19 protein-coding genes are annotated in these 21,992 nt (G+C 63.4%); 6 read left to right on the top strand and 13 right to left on the bottom strand.

The genetic code is table 11. From position 1 onward, the window contains the following. Positions 1-2 precede the first annotated feature (2 nt). From FXB41_RS15900 to FXB41_RS15885, 4 genes are all read right to left on the bottom strand, one after another. Entirely contained in the window at positions 3-1,253 is a 1,251-nt protein-coding gene (locus FXB41_RS15900; RefSeq protein WP_007601579.1) for a flavin-dependent oxidoreductase, read from the bottom strand. 55 nt (positions 1,254-1,308) lie between these two features. Further along, a complete protein-coding gene (locus tag FXB41_RS15895; RefSeq protein WP_219682408.1) occupies positions 1,309-3,660 on the bottom strand; it encodes a bifunctional salicylyl-CoA 5-hydroxylase/oxidoreductase in 2,352 nt (783 codons plus the stop codon). A gap of 94 nt (positions 3,661-3,754) precedes the next feature. Then, positions 3,755-4,591 (bottom strand): enoyl-CoA hydratase family protein, encoded by an 837-nt coding sequence (locus FXB41_RS15890; RefSeq protein WP_007601577.1) that lies wholly within the window; start codon positions 4,589-4,591, stop codon positions 3,755-3,757. A gap of 43 nt (positions 4,592-4,634) precedes the next feature. Next, positions 4,635-5,396, bottom strand: coding sequence for an SDR family NAD(P)-dependent oxidoreductase (locus FXB41_RS15885; protein ID WP_007601576.1), 762 nt, complete (start codon positions 5,394-5,396; stop codon positions 4,635-4,637). Between the two features lie 215 nt (positions 5,397-5,611). On the opposite strand from FXB41_RS15885, the gene FXB41_RS15880 reads away from it, so the two are divergent. The 5 genes from FXB41_RS15880 to FXB41_RS15860 are packed head-to-tail and all read left to right on the top strand — an operon-like array spanning position 5,612 to position 11,318. Beyond that, the gene (locus FXB41_RS15880) at positions 5,612-6,409 is read left to right on the top strand and encodes an alpha/beta fold hydrolase (protein WP_051058480.1); all 798 of its coding nucleotides are present in this window, start codon (positions 5,612-5,614) and stop codon (positions 6,407-6,409) included. Positions 6,410-6,421: 12 nt separating this feature from the next. Beyond that, positions 6,422-7,711 (top strand): acyl-CoA dehydrogenase family protein, encoded by a 1,290-nt coding sequence (locus FXB41_RS15875; protein WP_007601574.1) that lies wholly within the window; start codon positions 6,422-6,424, stop codon positions 7,709-7,711. Positions 7,712-7,713: 2 nt separating this feature from the next. Then, complete coding sequence (locus tag FXB41_RS15870) at positions 7,714-9,237, top strand: class I adenylate-forming enzyme family protein (protein WP_219682406.1); 1,524 nt, start codon at positions 7,714-7,716, stop codon at positions 9,235-9,237. Beyond that, positions 9,234-10,322, top strand: coding sequence for an NAD/NADP-dependent octopine/nopaline dehydrogenase family protein (locus FXB41_RS15865; RefSeq protein WP_219682405.1), 1,089 nt, complete (start codon positions 9,234-9,236; stop codon positions 10,320-10,322). Before FXB41_RS15870 ends, FXB41_RS15865 begins: the two co-directional genes overlap by 4 nt. A gap of 3 nt (positions 10,323-10,325) precedes the next feature. Next, entirely contained in the window at positions 10,326-11,318 is a 993-nt protein-coding gene (locus FXB41_RS15860) for a 3-hydroxybutyryl-CoA dehydrogenase (RefSeq protein ID WP_219682404.1), read from the top strand. On the opposite strand, the gene FXB41_RS15855 is transcribed toward FXB41_RS15860, so the two are convergent. From FXB41_RS15855 to FXB41_RS15830, 6 genes are all read right to left on the bottom strand, one after another. Then, positions 11,315-12,361, bottom strand: a complete 1,047-nt coding sequence (locus FXB41_RS15855) for a 2,5-dihydroxypyridine 5,6-dioxygenase NicX family protein (RefSeq protein ID WP_219682403.1) — start codon at positions 12,359-12,361, stop codon at positions 11,315-11,317. The genes FXB41_RS15860 and FXB41_RS15855 overlap by 4 nt on opposite strands. 37 nt (positions 12,362-12,398) lie before the next feature. Then, positions 12,399-13,166: an ABC transporter permease gene (locus FXB41_RS15850; protein ID WP_219682402.1), complete on the bottom strand. Its 768-nt coding sequence runs from the start codon at positions 13,164-13,166 to the stop codon at positions 12,399-12,401. Further along, a complete protein-coding gene (locus tag FXB41_RS15845; RefSeq protein ID WP_219682401.1) occupies positions 13,163-13,948 on the bottom strand; it encodes an ABC transporter permease in 786 nt (261 codons plus the stop codon). The genes FXB41_RS15850 and FXB41_RS15845 overlap by 4 nt, the downstream gene beginning before the upstream one ends. Next, positions 13,945-14,790 carry an ABC transporter ATP-binding protein gene (locus tag FXB41_RS15840; protein WP_219682400.1) on the bottom strand — a complete coding sequence of 282 codons (846 nt, stop codon included), beginning with the start codon at positions 14,788-14,790 and terminating at the stop codon, positions 13,945-13,947. The genes FXB41_RS15845 and FXB41_RS15840 overlap by 4 nt, the downstream gene beginning before the upstream one ends. 123 nt (positions 14,791-14,913) lie before the next feature. Then, positions 14,914-16,608, bottom strand: a complete 1,695-nt coding sequence (gene ilvD, locus FXB41_RS15835) for a dihydroxy-acid dehydratase (protein WP_219682399.1) — start codon at positions 16,606-16,608, stop codon at positions 14,914-14,916. 78 nt (positions 16,609-16,686) lie between these two features. After that, positions 16,687-17,670 carry an ABC transporter substrate-binding protein gene (locus FXB41_RS15830; protein ID WP_219682398.1) on the bottom strand — a complete coding sequence of 328 codons (984 nt, stop codon included), beginning with the start codon at positions 17,668-17,670 and terminating at the stop codon, positions 16,687-16,689. Between the two features lie 131 nt (positions 17,671-17,801). Here FXB41_RS15830 and FXB41_RS15825 point away from each other — a divergent pair, with 131 nt between their 5' ends. Then, positions 17,802-18,773: an NAD(P)-dependent oxidoreductase gene (locus FXB41_RS15825; protein ID WP_219682433.1), complete on the top strand. Its 972-nt coding sequence runs from the start codon at positions 17,802-17,804 to the stop codon at positions 18,771-18,773. Positions 18,774-18,798: 25 nt separating this feature from the next. Here the strand turns inward: FXB41_RS15825 and FXB41_RS15820 are convergent, their stop codons facing one another. From FXB41_RS15820 to FXB41_RS15810, 3 genes are all read right to left on the bottom strand, one after another. Beyond that, complete coding sequence (locus tag FXB41_RS15820) at positions 18,799-19,344, bottom strand: flavin reductase family protein (protein ID WP_219682397.1); 546 nt, start codon at positions 19,342-19,344, stop codon at positions 18,799-18,801. A 9-nt stretch (positions 19,345-19,353) separates the two neighbouring features. Then, positions 19,354-20,583 carry an acyl-CoA dehydrogenase family protein gene (locus tag FXB41_RS15815; RefSeq protein ID WP_219682396.1) on the bottom strand — a complete coding sequence of 410 codons (1,230 nt, stop codon included), beginning with the start codon at positions 20,581-20,583 and terminating at the stop codon, positions 19,354-19,356. 107 nt (positions 20,584-20,690) lie between these two features. Continuing rightward, positions 20,691-21,959, bottom strand: coding sequence for a CaiB/BaiF CoA transferase family protein (locus tag FXB41_RS15810; protein WP_219682432.1), 1,269 nt, complete (start codon positions 21,957-21,959; stop codon positions 20,691-20,693). Between the last annotated feature and the right edge of the window lie 33 nt (positions 21,960-21,992).

The raw sequence follows: 21,992 nt of genomic DNA, 5'->3' as shown, positions 1-21,992 counted from the left end.
CTTCAGGCGCGCACCGCCGCAAGTCCCGGCACTGCGGCGAAGCCGGCCTTGGTGGCATAGCCGCGCACGATCGCCTCGCGCTGGGAATAGCTCAGCACGTTGTCGACATTGTCGAAACCATCAGGCGCGAGCTGCTCGACGGCGTCGATGACGCCCTCGGGACCGCCGCGCCGGTTGGAGCGGACGATGTCCGCGGTCATGGGCAGGCGCTTCTTCTCGTATTCAAGCAACGCCTGGCGCGGATGCTCGGCGCGCACCAGCGCGTCTGCGAGGCAGCGCGCATCGAGGATGGCCTGCGAGGCGCCATTGGAGCCAACCGGATACATCGGATGCGCGGCGTCACCGAGCAGCGTGACTCTCCCGGACGACCAATAGGGCAAGGGATCGCGGTCGCAGGTCGGATATTCGTAGAACTCGGGCGTGGCCGAGATCAGGCTCTTCACGTCGACATAGGGCACCGAGAAGCGCGCGACATGCGGCATCAACTCCTCGCGCCGGCCCGGCCGCGACCAGTCTTCCTTGCGCGGCGGCGGGGCATTGCCCTCGCCGACCCTCACCAGCACCGCCCAGTTGGTGAGACGGCTCGCCGGGCTCGATCCCTCCGCGATCGGATAGATCACAACCTTGGCGTTGAGCCCGCCGGCGACGATCATCGACTTGCCGGTGAGGAATAGCGGCCAATCCCGCGCACCGCGCCACAGCATCAGGCCGTTCCAGCATGGCGGCCCCTCGCTCGGGAACAGCGTGTCACGGACCCGCGAATGGATGCCGTCGGCACCAATCAGGATGTCGCCGCGCGCGGTATGGATGTGCGCGCCTGAGCGGTCGAAGAAGTAAGCGGTGACGCCGCTCTCGTCCTGCGTGAAGGCGCCGAGGCGGCAGCCGGTGTGGATGGCCTCCGGCCCGAGCCGCTCCTCCACGGCGCGATGGATGACGCCCTGAAGGCGGCCGCGGTGGATCGAGAATTGCGGCACATCGTGGCCGGCGTCGATGCCGCGGGCCTCGCGCCAGACTTCCTGGCCGTGACGGTTGAGGTAATAGAGCTGGTCGGTGCGGATCGCGACATCGTCGAGCTGCTGCAGCAGACCGAGACCTGCCAGCTCACGCATGGCATGGGGCAGCGTGTTGATGCCGACGCCAAGCTCGCGGATGGTGTCGGACTGCTCGAAAATCTCGCAAGCGAGGCCCCGCGAACGCAGCATCAATGCGGTGGTGAGACCACCGATACCGCCACCGACGATAATCGCCTTCATCGCCCTCACTCCACTCGGTACACACCAGGCAATGCGGTCAAATTCGCACGGGCGGTCACTCCGCCGCAAGCGGCTTTGTCGCCTCCGCCTTGAGCTCGGCCCGGGTCTTGGGCTTAGCCTTAATTCTCAGCTCCTCGAGATCCTGCCGGTCGCGCACGCTGTTGCGGAAAATCTGATCTTTTCCGGGAAGATATTGCGGTGGGCAGAACGCGTCTCCCGCTCCGTACCAGGCCGCCGCCCTCATGGTGAAGGAGGGATCGACCAGATGCGGCCGCCCGAGCGCGGCCAGGTCCGCCCGGCCGGCAGCCAGGATGGTGTTGGCCTGGTCGGCGGTGGTGATGTTGCCGACGCACATCGTGGCCACGCGCGCCTCGTTGCGGACCTGGTCGGAGAACGGCGTCTGGAACATGCGGCCATAGATCGGCTGCGCATCGCGCACCGTCTGCCCGGTTGAGACGTCGACGAGATCGACGCCGGCTTCGGCAAAGGCGCGCGCGATCGCCACCGCATCGTCGCCGCCGATGCCACCCTCGGCCCAGTCGGTCGCGGAAATGCGCACGGACATCGGCTTGTGCGACGGCCATACGGCCCGCAGCGCCTCGAAGATTTCGAGCGGAAAGCGCAGGCGGTTTTCGAGCGAGCCGCCATACTCATCCGTGCGGGTGTTCGTCAGCGGCGAGATGAAGCTCGCAAGCAGATAGCCATGGGCGCAGTGCAGCTCGAGCATGTCAAAGCCGCAGCGTTCGCCGCGCCCGGCCGCCGCGACGAAAGCATCCCTTATCGCGTTCATGCCGGCCCGATCGAGCTCGCGCGGAACCTGGCTGTCGGGGAAATAGGGCAGCGGAGACGCCGAAAACACCTCCCAGCCGCCCTCCTCGAGCGGACGATCCATGCCGTCCCACATCAGCTTCGTCGCACCCTTACGCCCGGCGTGCCCCAGTTGCAGGCAGATTTTCGCGGCTGAATTGGCATGGACGAAATCAACGATGCGCCGCCAGGATGCCTCCTGCTCGTCATTCCACAGTCCTGTGCAGCCGGGCGTGATGCGCGCGTCGCGGGCAACGCAGGTCATCTCCGTGAAGATGAGGCCGGCACCGCCGATCGCACGCGATCCATAATGCACCAGGTGGAAATCGGTCGGCACGCCCTCCTTCGCCGAATACATGCACATCGGCGACACCACGGCGCGATTGGCGATCTCCATCTCGCGCAGCCGGAAGGGCTGGAACAGCGGCACCATCGGGTTCTCGGTGTCGACGTCGAAGCCGCTGTCACGAACACGCTTGGCAAATGATCTTTCGACCTCCGCCACGAAGTCAGGGGCGCGAAGCTTCAGGTTGTCATAGGTGATCGCCTTCGAGCGCGTCATCACGCCGAAGGCGAACTGCACGGGATCGAAATCCCAGAAGCGGTCGACATGCTCGAACCAGACCAGCGAGACGTCGGCGGCGTGCTGCGTCTTCTCGACCTCTTCGCGGCGGCCGTGCTCATAGACGTCCAGCGCCGCCTTGATGCTGGGCGCCTTCTCCATCGCCTCAGCCAGCGCGATCGCGTCTTCCATTGCGAGCTTGGTGCCCGAGCCGATCGAGAAATGCGCGCTCGCCTTGGCGTCGCCGAGCAGGACCATGTTGTCCTTGACCCAGCGCTTGCTGCGGATCATCGGGAAATTGCGCCACGTCGAGCGGTTGGTGAGCAATTGGTGCCCGTCGAGGAACCAGCCGAAGATCTCGGCCATTCGCGCAGCAGACTGGGTCTCGTTCAGCCCTGTCAGCCCGGCGCGTTCGAAGGTCTCCGGATCGGTCTCGAAAATCCAGGTCGAGTGTCCGGCTTCATATTGATAGGCATGGGCGATGAACGGGCCCCACTCCGTCTCCTGGAAGATGAAGGTGAAGGCATCCAGCGGCCTGGTCGAGCCCATCCAGGCGAACTTGTTGGTACGGAGGTCGACTTCCGGCGCGAAATGATCGACATATTTGTCGCGGAAGCGGCTGTTGATGCCGTCCGCGACCAGGATCAGATCGGCTTCGGCGAAGCGGGATTCGTCCTCGACGTCTACTTCGAAATTCAGGACGACGCCCAGTTCGCGCGCGCGCGCCTGGAGGATCAGGAGCAGCTTCTGCCGCGAGCAGCCGCAAAAGCCGTTGCCGCCGACCCGATGGACCGTTCCGCGGAAGTGGACGGCGATGTCATCCCAGTAGGCGAATTCCTGGGTGATGCGGCGATAGCTCGGAAGGTCGTGCTTCTCGAAATTATCGAGCGTGGCGTCCGAGAACACCACGCCGAAGCCGAAGGTATCGTCGGCGCGATTGCGCTCGTACACCGCGATCTCGGCGCTCGGTCGCTGCTTCTTCAGCAGGATTGCAGCGTAGAGACCCGCAGGTCCGCCACCGATGATCGCGACTTTCATGGGAGCCTCGCCAATTCAACCCGCCGAAACTATTTTAAGCCTAAAATAATTTCGCGCAAGTCCCCATTGCGGCAGGCCGGCGGCAAAGCCCGGCTTAATCGCCCCTGAAGACCGGCTTGACCTTGTTGGCAAAGGCCTCGAAGGCCCGTTCGAAATCGGCGGTCGTCATGCACAGCGCTTGAGCAACGGCTTCCGCCTCGATCGCCTCCTCCACCGACATCGCCCATTCCATGGCCAGCATCCGCTTGGTCATGGTGTTGGCAAACGTCGGTCCCTCCGCGATTTGCTTGGCCAGCACTTGTGCCTGGGGCAGCACCTGCTCCGACGTGAGGATACGGCTGAAGAAGCCCCAGCGCTCACCCTCCTCCGCGGTCATGAACCGGCCGGTGTAGAGCAACTCGGAGGCGCGGGACTGTCCGATGATCCGCGGCAGGATCGCGCAGGCGCCCATGTCACAACCGGCAAGGCCCACCTTGTTGAAGAGGAATGCAACCTTGGCTCCGCTCGCCGCAAGCCGCATGTCCGACGCCATGGCGATGATCGCGCCCGCCCCGGCGCAAATGCCTTCGACCGCGGCAACGATCGGCTGCGGACAGGCCCGCATCGCCTTGACGAGGTCGCCGGTCATCCGTGTAAACGCCGTCAGCCCCTTGGTGTCCATCTTCACGAGCGGACCGATGATCTCGAACACATCGCCGCCGGACGAGAAATTGGCACCAGCGCCGGTCACGACGATGGACTTGACCGCATCGTCGAAGGCGCAGGCGCGAAAGAAATCGGTGAGTTCGCGATAGCTCTCGAAGGTTAGTGGATTCTTCCGTTCCGGACGATTGAGCGTCACGGTTGCAACACCATCGACGACGGCCAGCAGGAAGTGCTGCGGCGAATAGTCCGCAAGCGGTAAGGTCACGGGATTGGCTGGTCTGCTCATGCGATCTCCTTGGCTTCCTTGCTCCGCGCCTTGGCCATGCGCGCTAAATCTCACCACCGGCAACAGCGATTGCCTGCCCGGTGATTGCGCCGGCGCCCTCGCCGCACAGCCAGAGCACGGCATCCGCGACCTGCTGCGGCGAGATCAATCTCCCCTGCGGATTATGTTTCGCGAGCTCGGCAATGGCCTGCTCGCGGCTGCGTCCCGTCTTTTTCATGATGTTCTCGATGCTGCCGGCGACGAGATCCGTGTTGGTGAAACCGGGACACACCGCATTGATGGTCACGTTGCTGGCAGCCATCTCTAGTGCAAGGGACCGCACGAGACCGACCACAGCGTGCTTGGCCGCGGTGTACGCGCTGACATAGGCATATCCCTTGAGCCCCGCCGTCGACGCGATGGCGACGATACGACCATAGGGACGATCCTTCATCCCGGGCAGCACAGCGCTGACAGCATGGACCACGCCCATGAAATTGACGTCCATCATGCGCGCGAACAGGGCACTGTCGGATTTGGCGAACGGCGCGGACTCGGCGCTTCCCGCGTTGGCGATCAGGATATCGATCGGCTGCCGCGCACTCGCTTGAGCGATGGCGGCTTTCAATGAGGTTTCGTCCGAGACGTCGGCGACGGCCGCAAAATGGGCAGCTCCTGCGCTGACTGCGTCCTCGAGTGTGGCAGCATCCCGCCCAAGGACGGTCACAGTAGCACCGGCCTCGACGAGCGCTGCTGCGATGGCCCGACCGATGCCGCGACCGCCACCGGTCACCAGCGCGTGCGGCGAATGCGGTAATCCGGACATGCGCTGGCTTCCTTGCATTCTGCTGATCGCCCTCTCGATATATTTTAACCTTCAAACTTTTGCAAACAAAGCGCGACTCGGCCCCGCGAACAACCGTACTCCGACGACCGGCCTGAAAATTGCTTTAAGTATAAAATTATCTCTTCCCATCCCTCACAGGCCTGTTAGCATCGAAGAGCCAAGCAAAAGGATGTCGCGTGTCGCAGCCTGCGCCAATGATAACAAAGGACGGCCGCTTCGCCTATGAAGCAGCGGGCGATCCGGGCGGGACACCTCTGATTTTCCTGCATGGCATCGGCGGTGCGGCACGGGCCTGGCGGCAGCAGCTTGCCACATTCGGCGACCGCTTCCACGCGATTGCATGGGACATGCCGGGCTATGGCGGCTCGGCGCCGCTCGCCAGCGTCAGCATCGCTGCCCTGGCGGATGCGCTCCAGCAATTCATCGAGCAGCTTGGTGCGAGTAGGCCGATTCTGGTCGGCCATTCCATCGGCGGCATGATCGTCCAGAAATGGCTGGTGCAATCCCCAAAACTGGCGCGCGCGGTCGTGCTGGCGCAGACCAGCCCGGCCTTCGGCAAGGCCGACGGCGATTGGCAGACATCGTTTATCGCCGCACGGCTCGGGCCGCTCGATCGCGGCGAAACGATGAAGTCGCTGGCGCCCTCTCTGGTGAAGGAACTGGTGGGCGACGATCCTGATCCCAGGGGAATGGAGCTTGCGCGCGAGTGCATGGCAAGCGTGCCCGAGGCGAGCTATCGCGCCATGATGCTGGCCTTGATTGGCTTCGACCAACGCAGCACCCTCAAGGACATTTCGATCCCGACGCTGCTGCTGTCCGGCTCCAAGGACAACAACGCACCAGCGCCGATGATGGCGAAGACGGCGAGCTACATTCCCTCGGCGGAATATGTCGAGCTCGGGGCTGTGGGCCATCTCGCCAACTTGGAACGCCCCGATGCCTTTAACGAGGCCCTCGGCCTCTTCCTGAACTCCGTCGCGATCAAAACTTAAGGTGACTGCGCAATGACCATGCAAGTCAGCAAGACCATCGGCGCGACTGACAAGGTCGCGCTGGATGCACCGATCTTCGATCCCGTCGCATTCCGACTGAGCGACGAGCAGGCCGGCATCATCGCGCGGGCGCGCGAGATCGGCCAGAGCGTGTTCGCCGGCCGCGCCGCGACTTACGACCGCGAGGCGATCTTCCCGTCTGAGAATTATCGCGACCTGCATCGCGTCGGCCTACTCGGTATTGCCATCCCCAAGAAACATGGCGGGCTGGGGGCGAATTATCAAACCTACGCACTGGCGGCAGCCGAAATCGGCCGGTATTGCGGCGCGACCGCGCTCACCTGGAACATGCATGTCTGCTCGACGCTGTGGTCGGGTCCGCTCGCCGACGATCTCGACATGGATGCTGAAACCCGCGCCGAGCACGAGCAGCGGCGTGCAGTCCACTACAAGCGTATCGTCGAGGACGGCGCGATCTATTCGCAGCCGTTCTCGGAGGGCGGTGCGGCAGCGGCAGGCGGCGTCGCTTTCGGCACGGAAGCAAGGCCGGTCGAGGGCGGCTGGATCGTCAACGGCAAGAAGATCTTTGCATCACTCTCCGGCCATGCGGACTATTACGGCGTTCTCTGCACCGAGATCGAGGAAGGTGAGAAGGCTTCGCGCCGCAATACGCTTTACCTCGCGATCCCTGCGAAATCGGAAGGCGTCTCGGTCGTCGGCGACTGGGACCCGCTCGGCATGCGCGGAACGGTCTCGCGCACGCTGCTGTTCAAGGACGTGTTCGTGCCGGCAGATTCGGCGCTGATGCCGCGGGGCGTCTATTTCCAGGCCGCGATGCGCTGGCCGCACATGTTCCTGACGTTGTCGCCGACCTATATGGGCCTTGCTCAAGCCGCCTATGACTTCACCCTGCGATATCTGCGCGGCGAAGTGCCGGGCATGCCGCCGGTGAAGCGCAGGATGTATCCGACGAAGCAGATTGCGGTCGCGCAGATGCAGATCAAGCTCGAGCAGATCAAGGCGATCTGGTTCCAGGCCGTCACCGAGGCGCGCGCCAATCCGAGCAAGGAGCAGGTACTGCGTGCCTATGCCGCGCAATATTCCGTGATGGAGGGCGCCAATGAGCTCGCCGCGCTCGCGATCCGCACCTGCGGCGGACAGGCCATGCTCCGCTCGCTGCCGCTCGAGCGCATCTATCGCGACAGCCGCTGCGGCTCGCTGATGTTGCCCTGGACAGCCGAGCTCTGCCTCGACCGGATCGGGCGCGAGGCGCTGTACGAGGCCGGCGAAACGGACGACTGACGGTGGATCTCTGCAGTCTGATCGATCGCAACGCGGCGTTCGCGCCAGACAGGACAGCCATCGCCTTCGAGGGCGAACGGTTGAGCTATGCGGCATTCGCTGCACGGATCGAGCGGACGGCGGCGACGTTGAAGCAGGAGCTCGGCGTCGGTCGGGGCGACCGCGTTGCGATCCTCAGTCTGAACCGGCCGGACTATCTGGTTCTGCTTTATGCCTGCGCGCGACTCGGCGCGATGCTGGTGCCCCTGAACTGGCGGCTGGCTATCGCCGAGCAGCTTTTTATCCTCACCGATGCCGGCGCCAAGGTCCTGGTCCTCGAGCAGGCATTTGAGGGGGTACTCGCCGAGCTTGAGGGGACCGCAATCGTCGGGCTCGATTTCGAGCCGCCGCGCGGCACGACGTTCGAAAACCTGTTAGCTCGGTGCCGGGGCACCGGCCGCAACCCGCACACTGATCTCTCCTGTCCGCTCCTCATTGTCTATACATCAGGAACGACCGGACGGCCCAAAGGCGCGGTGCTGCGCCAGGAGGCATTGTTCTGGAACGGCGTCATGAGCCAGCACATGCACAACATGACGTCCGATGACCATGTGCTGACGCTGCTGCCGTTTTTCCACGTCGGTGGCCTCAACATCCAGACCACGGCGGCGCTCCAGCTGGGCGCTACGGTCACGGTTCACGCACGCTTCACGCCGGACACCGCGCTTGCAGCCATCGAACGGGACCGGCCGACCTTGACCGTGATGGTGCCGGCGATCATCCAGGCGGTGAGCGAGCATCCCGCCTGGGCTACGACCGACCTTTCGTCACTCAAAGCCGTCGCGACCGGCTCGACCATCGTGCCGCCGCATCTGATCGACCGCTTCGTGGCGCGCGGCGTACCCGTGCTTCAGGTCTACGGCTCGACGGAAACTTGTCCCATCGCAGTCTACACCCGGCTTGGTGGCGATCTTTCGCGCGCGGGATCGACCGGACTTGCCGGCCTGTGCTGCGAAGCGAAAGTGATTGATCAGGTCGGCAACGAGGTGCCGGCGGGCGCGCCGGGCGAGATCGCGGTGCGCGGCCCCAACGTGTTCTTCGAATATTGGGGCAATGCGGATGCCACGCGCGATGCGCTGCATGACGGCTGGTATCGTACCGGCGATATCGGCCTGTGCGACGCGGACGGCTATTTCTGGGTGCGTGACCGCAAGAAGAACATGATCATTTCCGGCGGCGAGAACATCTATCCGGCGGAGGTCGAACGCGTCCTGCTCGAACATCCCGAGGTCAGCGAATGCGCCGTGATTGGCCGGCCCGATCCACGCTGGGACGAGGTGCCCATCGCCTACGTGATCCGGCGATCCGACCGTCGACTGGAAGCAGACGAGTTGAAAGTCCATCTTCAGGCCCAACTCGCCCGCTACAAGGTTCCGCGCGACATCGTTTTCGTCACCGACCTGCCGCGCACGGCGCTGGGCAAGGTCCAGCATTTCCTGCTGAAGCAGCTTGATGCGCAATCGCGCGCGCAAGGAGAAGCATCTTGAAGATTGCGGTTCTGGGGGGAGGAAACGGCTCTTTCGCGGCCGCGGGCGATTTTGCGCTGTCGGGACATGAGGTCCGACTCTGGCGCCGCGACGCAGATCAGGTCGCGGCACATCGCGCCGCCGGCGCGCGCATCCTGGTGAAGGATCATAACGGCCGTCACGACGTGAAACTGGCGCTGGTGACGACCGGCATCGCCGAGGCCGTCAACGGCGCAGAGCTGATCCTGTGCCCCGCCCCGGCCTTCGCGCAGACGGATATCGCGCGCCTGCTCGCTCCACATCTGCGGGATGGACAGGTCGTGTTTCTGCCGCCGGCCACGTTTGGCTCGATGATCTTCGCCCAGGCTGCGCGGGATGCCGGCAACCACGCCAAGGCGTGCTTTGCCGAGACCGGGACCTTGCCCTGGCTGACCCGCAAGCACGGGCCGTTCGAGGTCGCGATCACCATCCGCGCCAAGCGACTGCCGGCCGGCGTTTTCCCGCTCGATCAGGCGCCGCGCGCACTTGAAGTGATTGGACAGGCTTTCCCCGGCGCGATCGAGCCGTGCGGCGATGCTCTCTCCGGTGCGCTGATGAACGCAGGCCCGATTATCCATCCGCCGCTGATCGTGATGAATGCAGGGCCGATCGAGCATTTCGAGAAGTGGGACATTCACAAGGAAGGAACGCAAGCCGCGATTCGCCGGGTCACCGACGCGCTCGACGGCGAACGGATTGCCGTGCGTGAAGCGTTCGGATATGGCGCACCGCATTTTCCGCTCGCCCATCACTACGCCAGGGAGGGCGAGATCTGGATGTACGGCCGCGGCTCGCATGACAGGCTGACCGATTCCGGCGACTGGCGCGAGCGGATCGTGCTGACCGAGCACCGCTACATGAGAGAAGATTTACGGCTTGGGCTATCGCTGCTGGTCTCCGTCGCCGGCCTGGCGGGCGTGGCCACGCCATTGGCCAAGGCATTCCTCGCCATTGGCGGCGCAATCTGCGGTGAGGATTTTGCGCAAGGCGGCCGAACCCTCGAGACGCTGGGGCTTGGCCATCTCGACAAAGCCGCTTTGCAGACGCTTCTTCGCAGGGGATTTTGACCGATGACCAGCCGAGCCATCATCGCCTGTCTCGGGGCCGGCCGCATGGGCCGCGGCATCGCCGTCGCGTTTGCCTACGCTGGGCATACGGTCACGATGATCGACATCAAGGATCGCTCGGCGGAAGATTTCGCCAGGCTGGAGGCAGATGCTCTCGGCGAAATCAGGAAGACCTTTGCCAGCCTGTCGAAGCTGGGGCTACTGACCGAGGCGGATGTCGACCCGCTCATTGCGCGGGTCTCGGTGGTGCCGGCCAGCCAGAGCGATGTGGCACTGTCCGATGCGGGAATAATCTTCGAAGGAGTCCCCGAAGTCGTCGAGCTCAAGCGGAAGGTGCTGGGGGCGGCCTCAAAACAAGTCGGCCCCGATACGATCATCGCATCGACGACGTCGACCATCCTCGTCGACGACCTCTCAGGCGCGATCGTGAATCCCCGCCGTTTCCTCAATGTGCACTGGCTCAATCCGGCCTATCTGATTCCGCTGGTGGAGGTTTCGCCCGGCAAAGCCACAGATCCCGCTGTCATCGACGAGGTCAAGGCGCTACTCGAAGGCATCGGCAAGGTGCCGGTGGTCTGCGCTGCGACACCAGGCTTCATCGTCCCGCGCATCCAGGCGCTGGCGATGAACGAGGCCGCGCGCATGGTCGAGGAAGGCGTTGCCAGCGCAGAAGACATCGACAAGGCGATCCGCTACGGCTTCGGCTTCCGCTACGCCGTGCTCGGGCTGCTCGAATTCATCGACTGGGGTGGCGGTGATATCCTCTACTACGCCAGTCGCTATCTCGAAGGCGCACTCGGCAGCGACCGCTATCGTGCACCGGAGGTCATTTCGCGGAACATGCAGGAGGGCCGGATCGGCCTGCGCACAGGTGCAGGCTTTCTCGACTATTCAGGCATGGACATCGACGCCTATCGGGCAAAACGGCTTCAGGCCATGGTCGACCTGCTTCGGCACTTTGACCTGGCGCGGCCGCCGGTGCTCGATCGCGGCTAGCCGAAGACGTCCTGCAGCACCCCGTCACGCACGACCGCGGCGCCATCGAGCTCGATCGTCGTCCCCATCACCGGTAGATCGAAATGGCCCGCCGTGTAGCGGCCGGCGAATTCGTTGGCACCGGTCGAGAACAGGAAGTTGCCGGAAACGGCACGAATTTCCGTGCCGTTGGTGTCGCGCTGATCATACATCGACAGCGCCTCGTAGCGCGCGCCGGGATTCATGCCGAAGCCGACATGCGACACCGCATAGGCTTCCCTATCGCCCCAGGCGGCAAGATAGGCACGCATCATTGCGGCATCCGTGCCCTCGCCCTCCAGCTCGACGACATAATCGTCCTTCAGCGTCATCTTCACCGGCGACGTCAGGTAACGCTTGAAGGTCAGGTTGATGTCACCGGGCGCCATCACCAGCGTGCCGTTGATCGTTCCGCTCTTGGGGAAGCTGACGACGATGCCGCCGGGCCAATGCGCCAGCGTCCCGGGCTTGTCGGTCCAGCCCCACACGCCGACCGTGGATGCGCCGACCATATCGACGTCGAGCGCCGTGCCGGCTTTTGACGTCACCCGCATCCGCTTGGTCCCACGCAGCATCTTCGCCGCTGCGCGAACGCGCTTCTCGAGCGCGGGATCCGGCACCATCCGCTCCAGCGCCTCGGGATGCTCGTTAGAAATCACCAGGATGCGCGCGCCGGCCTTGAGGATCTCGGGTGTCTCCACCGCATGCATCAAGCCCTCGATGGTGCAATCCACCACAAAGCCTGCCTGTTGAAGCGCGGTGATGACCGGGCCGAGCCGCTGGATCGCCTCGCTTGCCCCTGTCGAGCGAACCGGAACGATATTCCGGTTACGCGGGGTCGGCATGACCACGTGAAACGGTCGCGCGCCCATCCGCAGCAGCGCGAGTTCCGCCAGGTGAACATTCAACGCACGTGACTGGGTTTCCGAGAGGATCGCCGCGGTATCGCCGGCCTTGACGGCGCATCGCTCAAAAATCTCGCAAAATGCGTCGATCCATTTTGCCTCGATGCGATCAGCCAGCATGGTCTACTCCCGGTCTTCCTGTTTCTTCTTCGTCAGTTCATGCTTCGGGGAAACCCCGCAGCAGATACGCGCGCACTGCCCCTAGCAGGCCATTGAGGATCAGGCCCAGCAGCGAGATCGTGATCAGCGGCACGAACATATCGACGGCCTGAAAGGTCCGAGCCGCCGTGACGAGGACATGTCCGAGCCCGTCGCTCGACGTGATCATCTCGGCCAGAAACACCACGATGCATGAAATGACAAGGCCGATCCGGCAACCGGTCAGGATCGACGGCATCGCGGCAGGCAGCACCACCTTGAACAGGATCTCATAGCGCGGCGTTCCCGCCGCCATGGCCGACCAGATCAGCTTCTGCTCCACCGTCGACGCGCCGTAATAGGTAGACAAGAGAATGGGAAAGAGCGCATCCGCCGCCACCAGCGTGATCTTCGATCCGTGACCGAAGCCGAGCAGCAGCAGCAATGCTGGATAGAGCGCGACCTTGGGCAAAGGCGCGAGCACGCGCACAATCGGCCGAACCACGGCGTTGATAACCGGACTGGCAGCGGCGGCGATGCCGATGCTGACACCGAGCACGACCGCGATCGCGAAGCCGGCAAACAGCCGGAGCAGGGTCGCCGCGATCTCCTGCTGGAACGTCCACGTGACGAGTTGCTGAAGCAGCCTGCTGAAGACATATCCCGGCGGCGGCAGCAACACCGCAGGCGCAAAGCCAAATGACACAAGGCCTTGCCACAGCGCGATCACCAGCACGATCGGCGCGAGCCCAAGAATAATGCTAGTGGAGCGAAGCTGCGGGATCATGAGAAGCTCAGCGGCATGTCGAACTGCGGTTCGGACCAGCGCACCAGCCTTGCGCGGACCCGCTCGAACATCGCATCGAGGCAAATTCCCATCGCGCCGACGATGATGATCATCGCAAAAACGGTATCGTATTGGCCCATGTCGAGGGCATTGAACAGGATATTGCCGGCGCCGGACTGACGGGCGATCATCTCGCTGGTAATCATCGTGATCAGCGCCAGCACGAGTCCGGTGCGGCAACCGGTCAGAATTTCTGGAAGCGCCGCCGGCAGTACGATCCGGACCAGCCGCTGCGCAGGCGAAAGCCCCATCGCGGCGCCCGACCACAGCATCTTCTCTTCCACCGCCTTGGCGCCCTCGAAGCTGTGATAGATCACGGGCAGGCTGACGCCGAGAAAGATCACCAGCGTCTTCGTGATGTCACCGACGCCCAGCCACAGCATGATGATCGGCATCAAGGCGGCCTTCGGCACCGGGTAGATCACCATCAGGAGCGGATTGAAGAACGCCGCGACGGCCCGGCTGCGGCCCATCAACAGGCCGAGTGGGATCGAAACCGATACCGCTATGCCAAACCCGACCGCCATGCGGCGGAGCGAGGCCAGGATGTTGTTCAGAGCTTCCTTGTCTCCGAGGATGTCCGGGATTGCACGGATCGCCTCGATCGCCGTCGGGAAGCTGTCGTTCTTGAGCGCGAGTGAGGCAACCTGCCATGCCGCCAGAAGCCCGATACAGGCAAACACCGGAGCGGCACGCTTGCCCAAGGCCGCCAGCGACGTCACGACCGCGATCCCGTCTCGTCGACCTCGTCGAACATGCGCTCGATATCGACAACGTATTTCTGGTACCGTGGATCGAGCAGCAGCTCGCTGCGGCGGCGCGGCCGCGGCAGATCGATGTCGATGACCTCGCGGATGCGGCCGGGCGATTTCGACATCATCACGACCTTGTCCGAGAGGAAAACCGCTTCGTCGACCGAATGCGTGACGAACAGCACCGTTTTGCGATCACGCTCCCAGATGTTCAACAGATCGTTCTGCAGCCGCGTTCGCGTGTGAGCATCGAGCGCGCCAAACGGCTCGTCCATCAACAGAACCTCAGGATGGTAAGCCAGCGTTCGAGCCAATGCCACACGCTGCTTCATGCCGCCGGACAGCTCCTTGGGATAGAAGTCCTCATAGCCCTTGAGCCCGACCATTTCGATCAGGGCCCGGCTCTGTGCTTCCGCCTCGGTGGTGCGCACGCCCTGCTGGCGAGGGCCGTACATCACATTGCCCAGCACGGTCTTCCACGGAAACAACGCGAATTCCTGGAATACCGGACCGCGATCCGGCCCTGGTCCCGTGATCGTCCGTCCCCTGATCTTCGCTGAGCCGCTGGTCGGGCTGACGAAGCCGCCGACGACGTAAAGCAATGTCGACTTGCCGCAGCCCGACGGACCAAGGATGGAGACGAAGGCTCCCTCCTCGATCGCCAGAGAGATGTCCGATAGCGCCACATGGTCCTTGCGCGCTGAGGTCTGAAATACCTGCGAGACGCTCTCGATCTCGATGATTGCAGAAGCCGGTTTTTGCGGCGTCACCGGTCTCACCCATCCGCTCGATCTCGAAGGCACTACCTTCATCCCGTCTCACTTCGTTCGCGCGCGAACCCTGCGCAACAGACACGCTGAATGTCCTCCGTCAGCGGCACCAGCTTAGCAAGAAACTTGCCAGACCACGCGCTGTTTTCGGGCAAGTGCGCCGCGTCATCCGAACCAGGGCCATTCTGCGGGCCCCTCATGCGTCACGGCCCCGCCCGGTGCCTGGCCAACCAATCGGGCATATTTCGCCAGCGCACCGGCACGGTGACGAGGCGGACGCGGCTTCCAATCGTGTCGGCGAGCCGTGAGTTCCTGCTCGTCGACCAGCATATCCATCCGCCGATTTGCCGCATCAATCCGGATCCTGTCGCCATCGCGAACCAATGCCAGCGGACCGCCGACGAAGGCCTCGGGAGACACATAGCCGATGCACATTCCGCGGGTGGCGCCGGAGAACCGTCCATCCGTGATCAGGGCCACCTTCTCGCCCATGCCCTGGCCGTAGATCAGCGCGGTGACGCCGAGCATCTCGCGCATGCCGGGGCCGCCCACTGGCCCCTCGTTGCGGATCACAAGCACATCGCCCGCCCTGTAGCTGCGGTCGCGAACCGCTGCGACACAAGCTTCTTCGTCTTCGAAGATGCGCGCCACGCCTTCGAACAACTGGCTCTTCAGCCCGGCGACCTTGATGACCGCACCATCAGGGCAGAGGTTTCCCTTCAGCACTGCCACACCGCCGTCTGGCATGATCGGCGCGCGAGCCGCGTAAACGACCTCTCCGTCAGGAGCATTGGCGGCGCTATATTCTTCGGCAAGTGTACGGCCCGTGATCGACAGGCAACTGCCATCAATATGCCCGCTCTGGATCAGCTCCCGGATCACCACGGCAGCGCCGCCGATATCGTAGACATCCTTTGCCGTATATTTGCCTCCAGGCCGCAGGTTTCCGATCAGCGGCGTCCTGGCGAAAACCTCGCCGACATCATCGATCGTGAATGCGATCCCGGCCTCGTTCGCGATCGCCGGCAGATGCAGCGCAGCATTGGTCGAACCGCCCGTAGCAGCCACGATCGCCGCACCATTTTCCAGGGATTTCCGCGTCACGACGTCGCGCGGCAACGGCCCGCCGCGCTCCAGCATCTCCATGATGAGGCGCCCGGCCCGCCTGGATATCTGCGCGCGCTCGGCATAGACACCTGGCACCATCGACACGTTGGGAATGGTGAGGCCCATCGCCTCCGACACCATGCCCATGGTGTTGGCAGTGAATTGGCCGGCGCACGCGCCGATGGTCGGCAGGCAGGCCCGCTCAATCCGCTCGAGCGTGGCACCGTCGATCTCTCCGGTCATGAAGCTGCCGACAGCCTCATAGGAGTCGAGCACGGTGAGGGTCCGCCCGTCTACGCGGCCCGGCAGCGCGCTGCCGCCATAGATGAAAATGGACGGGACGTTGCACCGGACCATGCCCATTATCACGCCGGGAAGCGTCTTGTCGCATCCGCCGTATCCGATCAACGCATCGTAAGCGAGACCATGGACGACGGCTTCGATCGAATCGGCAATCAGCTCCCGCGAAAACAGGGAGAACTTCATCCCCTCGTGATTCATGCTGATACCGTCGGAAACCGACACGGTCGAAAACTCGCGCGGCGTACCGCCGGCCTCCTCGATTCCCGTCTTGGCCGCCGCGACCTGAAAGTCGTGCGTCATGTTGCAGGGTGTCTGTTCGCCCTTCATGCTGACGACGCCGACCATCGGCTTGGCAATCGCAGCGTCGTCGAGCCCCATGGCGCGCATGAACGCGCGGTGCGGAGCCCGGTCGAGGCCATCCGTCGTGATCCGAGATCGGAGCTTCTTCATACGTGCATCTTCTTCATGCAACGTCCCGGATCATCCTGGACGCCGCGAGCTTCTCGCTCGGTTCAGTCGCCCGATCGCCTATTGCAGCGGAGCGACGATCGTCGAGTGCTTGAATTGCGCGACATCCAACTTTGGCAGCATCCCTGTCTCCGCGTAGATGTCCAGCATCTTCTGGATCGCGGGGAAATTCGGTGCCGCGCCCGGATCGCGGCCGAAATCATTGTCCTTGAGCAGATAGGTCTCGAGAACCGGAATAGGTGCCTTCAGGACTTCGTTGACAACCTTCAACGTCTCTTCGCGGTTCGCCAGCGCTCTCTTCATGCCAGAGGTAATGTCACGCACGTAAGCCTTGACCAGTTCCGGGTTCTTGTCGACGAAATCGGCACGGCAGGCTTCCAGGATGTGCACGATGTTCGGCATCGCCTGCGACAGCGAGAACAGTTTGCGCGTGCCGCCCTTTGCCTCCGCGCGCGCGGCAAACGGCTGGTTCATGTTGACCGCATCGACGCGGCCCTGCCGCAACGCATCTTCGGAGACGGCAAAGCCGACCTCGACCAGCTTGATGTCCTTGGCCGGATCGATGCCATTCTGCTTCAGCAACAGATTGAACGGGCCTTGCGTGCCGCCGCCGATCACGGAAATTCCGACCGTCTTGCCTTTGAGATCGGCGATCGTCTTGATCGGGGAGTCGTCCATGACAGCCCAGTAGACCGAGAAACCACCGGCCTTCTCGAAGACATGCTGCGCCACGATGTAGGCCTTGAGGTTGCCGCCAACCACGCCGTTGGCGAGCGACAGCGGTGCCTGCGTCGCGCAATCCAGCGCGCCGGCCGCCAAGGCCTGCGTCATCGGAGCGGTGCCCTGAAACTGGGTCCATTCGATGTTGTAGGCCTTGCCGATGTTGGGAAACTCAGCCGGGCGGCGCATCATCCAGTATTTGGATTCCTCGGCCGGAATCGTCCAGCCGACACGAATTGTCTGCTGCGCCCATGACGGGCCTGCGCTCGCGCTCACGGCCGCTGCCGCCCCCAAAGCCAGGATCCACTTCGAAACGGTTCGCATCGTGCCCACTCCGCTGCCCAGGCGCCGACCGGCGCCATCCAACCCGACCGCGGCAAATGTTTCATGGTTCAAACAATCAAGCAAGCCATGCAGGCCGCGCGGTTTCGTCGTGGGATACACCATGTATGGTAATGCAACGTCGCGCGGCGTCGCGGAGCGACAGATGGAGGCAACCTATGGCTGAAGGGAGCAAGACAAACCCGCAAGGCGTCGAGCGGCTCGGCTATCTCGGCCTTGGACTGATGGGGACACCTATGAGCCGGCGCCTGCTCAAGGCCGGCCATCAGGTCACTGTCTGGAACCGTTCGGAAGGGAAGATGGCCGCACTCGTCGAGGCCGGTGCCACGCGCGCAGCCACCCCCCGTGACTTGATGGAGAGCTCGGACATCGTCTTCATGTGCGTGACGGATGCGGCTGCCGTGGAAGAGGTGATCTTCGGGGCCGAGGGCATCTCAACTGCGCCCGGCGCGGGCAAGCTCGTGGTCGACTTCTCGTCGATCCATCCTGATGCCGCACGGGACCTTGCAACGCGATTGTTAGCGGCGAACGGCGCGGGCTGGATCGATGCGCCGGTCTCCGGTGGTACCAAGGGCGCCGAGGAAGGCACGCTTGCCATCATGGCCGGCGGAAAAGCAGGCGATATCGAGCGGGTCCGCCCCTACGTGCACGCTATGGCACGAAGGTTCACCCACATGGGCCCGACCGGCGCCGGCCAGACCACGAAGCTATGCAATCAGGTGATCGTCGGATGCGCGATGGCTGTTCTTGCGGAGGCAACACGCCTTGCCGTGAACGCCGGAATCGATGCCAACCGGTTGCCCGAAGCACTCGCCGGCGGCTTCGCGGACTCCATTCCGTTGCAGCTGTTCGTGCCGCGGATGGCCCAGGGCATTCACTCACCGCCGCTTGGTCACATTGCGACAATGCTCAAGGACCTCGATACCGTCGCCGATGTCGCGCAGACGACGTCGACGCCGGTGCCCATGGCCTCGCTCGCAGGACAACTTTTCAGGCTTGCCAAGGCCGCGCGAGGCGCGGATGCGGATGCGCTCGAAATCTACAAGCTCTCGGCGGGGCGCGCTGAACCGTCCAGCGCGAACTGAAGCACGCTTGCTGGGACTGCTTGCGCTAGCCGTCGGCGAGAAATCGGCCGAACGCGCCGCGCGCGAAGAGCAGCGGCTCCTTCGTATTGTAAGTATAGGCCTCGACTGCACCGAGAAAGATCACGTGGTCGCCGCCGTAATAGCGATTGACTGAGCGGCATTGAAAATTGGCAACGCTCTCGGCGAGCACCGGCGCGTTGCCGAGGCCCGGCGTCCACTCGACACCGGTGAACTTGTCATCAGACGATTTGGCGAATTTGCTCGCAAGCGCCTGTTGCGAAACGCCAAGCACATTGACCGTGAAATGACTGGCGTTCTGGAAGATGGTCAAACTGGAGGAATAGACGACCAGGCTCCAAAGAACCAGTGGCGGATTCAGCGAGACCGAGGCGAACGAATTGCACGTCAGGCCATAGGGCTTGCCGTCGGGAGCCGCGGCCGTGATGATCGTCACCCCCGTGGCGTAGGTGCCGAGCGCGCTGCGAAAATCACGGGGATCGATCGACGAGCTGTCGCTCGCGAGTTCGTTGGCTGGATCGGGAGCGGCCGGCTGCTTCGGCAGATCATTCATCGGCCGGCCTCACAGCGTGAGATTCTCGGACGGCAGCCCCAGCGCCACGCGTCCATAATTGGTCCCGGCCGCATCGAAATTGAACGCGAGATGCGAATTGATCGCGTGCGCATCGCGGAACTGCCGCTGCAACGCGCCCGTCGTGAACAGGCCCCGTGCCCCGCTCGCGGCAAACAGCATCGACACCGCATCCGTACAGAAGTTCACTGAAAAAGCGCCGTCGCGCCGATATCTGGTCTTGGTCGCCATATCGGGGATATGACCCCGCCTTGCATCCGCCATGGCATTCAGACAGGCCGAGCGCATGATCAGGCGTGCAGCGTCGATCTTCGCCGAGGCCTCGGCGATCTTGATTTGGGTGCTTTGAAAGTCGCTCAGCCTGGCGTGGTTGTAGGTGGAAATGCGATGACGGACGACCTCCGCATAATCGTCAAGACACGCCTGCGCGTTCCCCAGCGCGACGCCGGACAGGACATAGGGAAACAGCGAGAACACGGGGAGCGCATACAGCGGGTTGGGATTGAGCTTGCTTCCCGGCGTCGGCCCACCGTCAAGATCGCCGACCGCGACCGTCATGTCGTCAGGCACGAAAGCGTCCCTGACCTCCACGTCGCAAGACCCTGTCCCGCGCAGCCCCGCGACATTCCAGGTGTCGAGGACCTTGTAGTCGGCTTTCGGCAGCAGAAATATCCGATACTCGATGCCGTCCGCCTCATCGTCGGAGTAGACCACGCTTGCAAGCATGTTCCATGCACAGGAGGCAACGCCCGAGGAGAACGGCCAGCTGCCATGGAGCCGGTATCCGCCCTCGACTCTCGTGGCACGTCCGGCCGGAAAAATGAACGAGGACGCGATCAGCGCGTCCGGATCACGGGCCCAGACCAGATCCTGCGCCGTCGGCTCGAACATGCCGAGCATCCAGTGATGGCTCGCCAGATTGGCCAGATTCCAGGCCACCGAGGCGTCTGCTTGTCCGAGCAGGTCCGCGCAATCGATCAAGGCGACATAATCGAGTTCTGCGCCGCCAATGCGCTTCGGCTGAAGCATCCGGAACAGGCCGGCCTCGTGCAGATCCTGCTCAGTTTCCGGCGGCAAATGCCGCAACTCCTCCGTCCGCGCCGCCCGCTCTCGCAGCCGTGGGACGAGCGCCCGGGCCTTCGCGATCATTGCCGCATGGGCAGGTTCATCGGATTGCACCGCCGCGGGCCGGCCCACGCTCGGCTCTTGACCAGGCGCCATTCGTATCCCTCGCTTTCATGCATTTATGCGGCTGGAACATCGCCAAATCAAGCGGATGCAGCGCTAGGGCGCGATTTGCACGTTCCAAGGGAACGCCCTGCTTGGGTTCAAACCTGCTCCGATGGCTTGCCCGATCCAAAAGCCCCCTTTTGATTGAACTCCGAGATCCGAAGATTGTCGTATCCGAGCGTATCACGCAGGACGTCGTTAGTATGTTCGCCCAACAAGGGGGCAGCCACGGGATCGATCGCTCCCGTCAAGCTCATACTGATCGGCGGCTCGATGTTCGGGATCCACTCTGCCGTACGATGTGGAATCCGGTTCAAGCGATGGCGCTCTCGCGCCTCCGGTGCATTGAACCCCTCCTCGACCGTCCGCAGATAGCCGACCGGTATATTGGCCAGCTTCATCTTGGTCATCCAGTTTTCGAGAGTATCGCTCGCGAAGACCTCCGCGATGGCTGCCCGCAGAAGCTCCTTGTTCTCGGAACGCGCCTTGCGCGAGGCAAACTGCGGATCGGTGATCAGATCCGGCCGGTTCAGCACCTCAACAACCAGCCGACGATAGAGCCGGTCGTTCGCGCAGGCCATGTAAAGCGGTCCATCGGAGGCCTCGTACACGCCGACGGTAGGAGAGCCACTCGGCGAATTGCCAAACCGGCCGGGATTTTCGCCGTTGATCAGATAGGCCATGCCATAGAAGCCGGTCATGCCCATAGCGACGTCGAACAGGGCGACCTCGACATGCTGGCCGCGACCGAGCCGATCCCGCGCCAACAGCGCCATCAGGATGGCGTTGCAGGCAGACATCCCCGTCGCCATGTCTACGATCGGCGGGCCGGTGCGAACCGCCGGGCCATCAGCAAATCCGTTGAGCGACATGAAGCCGCTTTCCGCCTGCGTGATCGGATCAAAGCCGGGACGCGAGGCAAACGGTCCGGTGCGCCCGTAGGCGGAGATCGAGCAATAGACTAGCCGCGGATTGAGCGGCGCAACACTTTCATAGTCCAGCCCAAATTTCTTCATGATCCCGCTGGAGAAGTTCTCGACGACCACGTCGGCCTTGCGAATCAAATCCAGCGCGATCTCACGAGCCTCCGGCACGGTAAGGTCAAGCGCGATGCCACGCTTGTTGCGATTGAGGCTCAGATAGGCAGCACTCTCCCCACCGATCTCGGCGTGTTCATACGCACGCGTGTCATCGCCCCCGTCTGGATTCTCGATCTTGATGACGTGCGCGCCGAAATCAGCAAGCGTCTGCGTACAAGCCGGGCCGGCAACCACACGCGTGAAATCGACGACCAGCAGACCATCGAGCGCGGTAGGCGCGCCCGTCGCCCGCGACGAACGTTCCGGCAATTGAGGCTTGGTGGGCATCGACGGCGCTCCCTTACATCGGCTTATGGTTGC

This window comes from Bradyrhizobium canariense (assembly GCF_019402665.1).
Classification (GTDB): domain Bacteria; phylum Pseudomonadota; class Alphaproteobacteria; order Rhizobiales; family Xanthobacteraceae; genus Bradyrhizobium; species Bradyrhizobium canariense.
This window is presented reverse-complemented; position numbering and strand designations above follow the sequence as displayed.

Excerpts from the sequence above, each read along its gene's own strand:
- FXB41_RS15900 (WP_007601579.1), bottom strand. The coding sequence starts at position 1,253 with ATGAAGGCGATTATCGTCGGTGGCGGTATCGGTGGTCTCACCACCGCA.
- FXB41_RS15895 (WP_219682408.1), bottom strand. The coding sequence starts at position 3,660 with ATGAAAGTCGCGATCATCGGTGGCGGACCTGCGGGTCTCTACGCTGCA.
- FXB41_RS15890 (WP_007601577.1), bottom strand. The coding sequence starts at position 4,591 with ATGAGCAGACCAGCCAATCCCGTGACCTTACCGCTTGCGGACTATTCG.
- FXB41_RS15885 (WP_007601576.1), bottom strand. The coding sequence starts at position 5,396 with ATGTCCGGATTACCGCATTCGCCGCACGCGCTGGTGACCGGTGGCGGT.
- FXB41_RS15880 (WP_051058480.1), top strand. The coding sequence starts at position 5,612 with ATGATAACAAAGGACGGCCGCTTCGCCTATGAAGCAGCGGGCGATCCG.
- FXB41_RS15875 (WP_007601574.1), top strand. The coding sequence starts at position 6,422 with ATGACCATGCAAGTCAGCAAGACCATCGGCGCGACTGACAAGGTCGCG.
- FXB41_RS15860 (WP_219682404.1), top strand. The coding sequence starts at position 10,326 with ATGACCAGCCGAGCCATCATCGCCTGTCTCGGGGCCGGCCGCATGGGC.
- FXB41_RS15855 (WP_219682403.1), bottom strand. The coding sequence starts at position 12,361 with ATGCTGGCTGATCGCATCGAGGCAAAATGGATCGACGCATTTTGCGAG.
- FXB41_RS15850 (WP_219682402.1), bottom strand. The coding sequence starts at position 13,166 with ATGATCCCGCAGCTTCGCTCCACTAGCATTATTCTTGGGCTCGCGCCG.
- FXB41_RS15840 (WP_219682400.1), bottom strand. The coding sequence starts at position 14,790 with ATGAAGGTAGTGCCTTCGAGATCGAGCGGATGGGTGAGACCGGTGACG.
- ilvD (WP_219682399.1), bottom strand. The coding sequence starts at position 16,608 with ATGAAGAAGCTCCGATCTCGGATCACGACGGATGGCCTCGACCGGGCT.
- FXB41_RS15830 (WP_219682398.1), bottom strand. The coding sequence starts at position 17,670 with ATGCGAACCGTTTCGAAGTGGATCCTGGCTTTGGGGGCGGCAGCGGCC.
- FXB41_RS15825 (WP_219682433.1), top strand. The coding sequence starts at position 17,802 with ATGCAACGTCGCGCGGCGTCGCGGAGCGACAGATGGAGGCAACCTATG.
- FXB41_RS15820 (WP_219682397.1), bottom strand. The coding sequence starts at position 19,344 with ATGAATGATCTGCCGAAGCAGCCGGCCGCTCCCGATCCAGCCAACGAA.
- FXB41_RS15815 (WP_219682396.1), bottom strand. The coding sequence starts at position 20,583 with ATGGCGCCTGGTCAAGAGCCGAGCGTGGGCCGGCCCGCGGCGGTGCAA.
- FXB41_RS15810 (WP_219682432.1), bottom strand. The coding sequence starts at position 21,959 with ATGCCCACCAAGCCTCAATTGCCGGAACGTTCGTCGCGGGCGACGGGC.